The 2,950-nt window shown below is 37.6% G+C and carries 2 protein-coding genes and 1 rRNA gene; 2 read left to right on the top strand and 1 reads right to left on the bottom strand.

Annotated features, from left to right (window positions below):
- Positions 1-285: 285 nt before the first annotated feature.
- On the bottom strand, positions 286-1,149 hold the full coding sequence (locus LIZ98_RS17200) for a fructosamine kinase family protein (RefSeq protein WP_041846712.1): 864 nt from the start codon (positions 1,147-1,149) through the stop codon (positions 286-288).
- Positions 1,150-1,293: 144 nt separating this feature from the next.
- Between LIZ98_RS17200 and LIZ98_RS17195 the strand changes: the two genes are divergently transcribed.
- On the top strand, positions 1,294-1,848 hold the full coding sequence (locus LIZ98_RS17195) for a DJ-1/PfpI family protein (RefSeq protein ID WP_108898096.1): 555 nt from the start codon (positions 1,294-1,296) through the stop codon (positions 1,846-1,848).
- A gap of 479 nt (positions 1,849-2,327) precedes the next feature.
- A 16S ribosomal RNA gene (locus tag LIZ98_RS17190) occupies positions 2,328-2,950 on the top strand; the annotation flags it as partial.

The following is a 2,950-nucleotide window of genomic DNA, read 5'->3' as shown; positions in this document are numbered from 1 at the left end:
TAGAAGAAGTTTGTGTAGATAAGAACCTGCCGACTTTAGTCGTGTGGAGTTTCAGAGTATTAACGGAAAGATTTTTAAAGATGCGATGCAAATATAACGGGAATGGAAAGAGGCTGTTTGGAAAAAAGTATTTTGGAAAATGTTTTTTTCTACAATATAATATGGAATTAAAATGTCAACACGTACTGACTTACGCAAAAATGTCTCATCTACAGGAATTCCGATAGAATGAAGATTGTTTTGTTCCATTCATGTAACAACTTTTTTCAACAGCCTCTTTGCCTTTTATCCGACATATCTTGTTACTATATTTTCAATTGATGATAAATATGAAATTCCAAAAAGATTTAAATGAACAAGTAAATAAAATAATTGATATAATGCTTTCCTTTCTTCATAGTTTGGTGATAATGGAAACACTTCTTGATAAGACTCATAAAAATTGGACGGAAAACCACCAAATAATTCTGTAAAAGCAATTTCAAACTCATGATGTCCATAAAAAATGGCCGGATCGATTAAATATGGCTTTCCGTTATATCCCGGGAGCCAATTTCCACCCCACAAATCTCCATGTAATAGTGAAGGGATACAATCCTTTGGTAACCATTGATCTAAATGTGTAAGAAGTTTATCTAATTTTTTCTGTGTTGATGTCGGTAATAATTCCTTTTGTACAGCTAATGTAATTTGCGGCTCTAAACGAAATTCGCGATAATAATCAATCCATGATGAGATGTAGCTGTTTTTTTGAGGAAGAAGCCCGATATAATTGTCTTCTTGAAATCCGAAACCTGGCCCCTTATGTTTATGCATTTCTGCAAGACCTCGTCCTAACCATTCACCTGTTTGTCCAGTTTTTTTGCCGTGAATCCATTCCATCATTAAATAACCATAGCCATCTCTCTCGCCAATACCGTATATTTGTGGAGTTGCTATTGAATTTGTTTTCCTAATCTTTTCAAGTCCAAGTGCTTCTAGCTGAAAAAACTTTTGGGGAGGATGTTTTTTACATTTTATAAAATATGTATGTTTTTGGCTCCGTACATAATATGATTCATTGATATCTCCACCCGGAACACGTCGATATTCAATTATTCGACTTTGGTCACCAATATTTTTCAAAGCTTTTATCAGCAATTTTTGCATTCCACACACCTCTATCATTAACTTACCATGAATTATTACTATTGACAAAAAGTTTACGAAACACCACAAAATTCGACAAAATCTTTTGGACAAGTTAGTTAAAATGGAAGTGTATGGTGAAAATATAAAACGGAGGGGTTAGCTATGAGTAAAAAAGTTTTAATACTGGCAGGAGATGCGGTGGAAGCTTTAGAAGTATATTATCCATATTATAGGTTGCTAGAGGCTGGATATGAAGTAACCATTTCAGCATCTTCTATAAAAAAACTACAAACAGTAATTCATGATTTCACCGGTTGGGATACATATGAAGAGAAATTAGGTTATTTATTGGAATCAAATGCTCAATTTAAAGATGTTGAACCAAGTGAATTTGATGGTTTGGTAATACCAGGCGGACGTGCTCCTGAGTATATTCGCTTGGATGAACATGTAAAGCAAATTGTGAAACATTTTTTTGAAACAAATAAACCGATAGCAGCTATCTGTCATGCCTCACTCATCTTTGAGGCCATTCCGGATGTTTTAAAAGGGCGAACCTTAACCGCATATATTGCTTGTAAACCAGGAGTTGAAATTGCGGGTGGTAATTATGTTACAGACCGTACAACATATGTTGATGGTAATCTTGTGTCTGCACACGCTTGGCCGGATCTACCGGTTTTTATGCGTGAGTTTATGAAATTGTTGGAAAAGTAATTTTGTAAGTAATTAGTTAGCCCCAATTATTTGAATTGGGGTTTTTGAAACGATACTATTAATGGATATGATAAAATTTTATTTGTGATAGAAACCCAAGTTGTTCATTAATTGTTTCTGCTTTTAATAGTTAATTCTTACTTATAATTTATTATTGATAAAAAGAGTGTTCTCACCGTATTAGTTTGTGATATAGATTATAAATCTAAGCAGATTCCAAATATTACCTGCGATTTTGGGATTGACGAAAGGTATGATGTTTGTTATATTTATAAAGTCGTTTTTGATTTTCTATAATAAAGATTGATAGATAAAGATGCACAGTCACTCTTAAAAAATTAAAATGAAGGGTTGACAAAAACAACCTAGATAGTTATAATAAAGAGTGTTGCTGTTGGACATTGAACCTTGAAAACTGAACAAGACAAAGCGTTTTAAAAAACCATTTATGTCAGTTTTAATTTTGAGCAATCAACTCTTTTTTGGAGAGTTTGATCCTGGCTCAGGACGAACGCTGGCGGCGTGCCTAATACATGCAAGTCGAGCGAACCAATAAGAAGCTTGCTTTTTGTTGGTTAGCGGCGGACGGGTGAGTAACACGTGGGTAACCTGCCTGTAAGACCGGGATAACTCCGGGAAACCGGTGCTAATACCGGATAGATTATCTTTCCGCCTGGAGAGATAAGGAAAGATGGCTTTTGCCATCACTTACAGATGGGCCCGCGGCGCATTAGCTAGTTGGTGAGGTAACGGCTCACCAAGGCGACGATGCGTAGCCGACCTGAGAGGGTGATCGGCCACACTGGGACTGAGACACGGCCCAGACTCCTACGGGAGGCAGCAGTAGGGAATCTTCCGCAATGGACGAAAGTCTGACGGAGCAACGCCGCGTGAGTGAAGAAGGTCTTCGGATCGTAAAGCTCTGTTGTTAGGGAAGAACAAGTATCGGAGGAAATGCCGGTACCTTGACGGTACCTGACGAGAAAGCCACGGCTAACTACGTGCCAGCAGCCGCGGTAATACGTAGGTGGCAAGCGTTGTCCGGAATTATTGGGCGTAAAGCGCGCGCAGGCGGTCCTTTAAGTCTGATGTGAAATCTTGC

It is taken from the genome of Caldibacillus sp. 210928-DFI.2.18, from assembly GCF_020554505.1.
GTDB lineage: Bacteria > Bacillota > Bacilli > Bacillales > Caldibacillaceae > Caldifermentibacillus > Caldifermentibacillus hisashii.
The sequence above is the reverse complement of the archived record's forward strand: the minus strand, read 5'-3'. Positions and strand labels throughout refer to the sequence as shown.

Coding starts and splice junctions, on each gene's coding strand:
- LIZ98_RS17200 (WP_041846712.1), bottom strand. CDS start 1,149: ATGCAAAAATTGCTGATAAAAGCTTTGAAAAATATTGGTGACCAAAGT.
- LIZ98_RS17195 (WP_108898096.1), top strand. CDS start 1,294: ATGAGTAAAAAAGTTTTAATACTGGCAGGAGATGCGGTGGAAGCTTTA.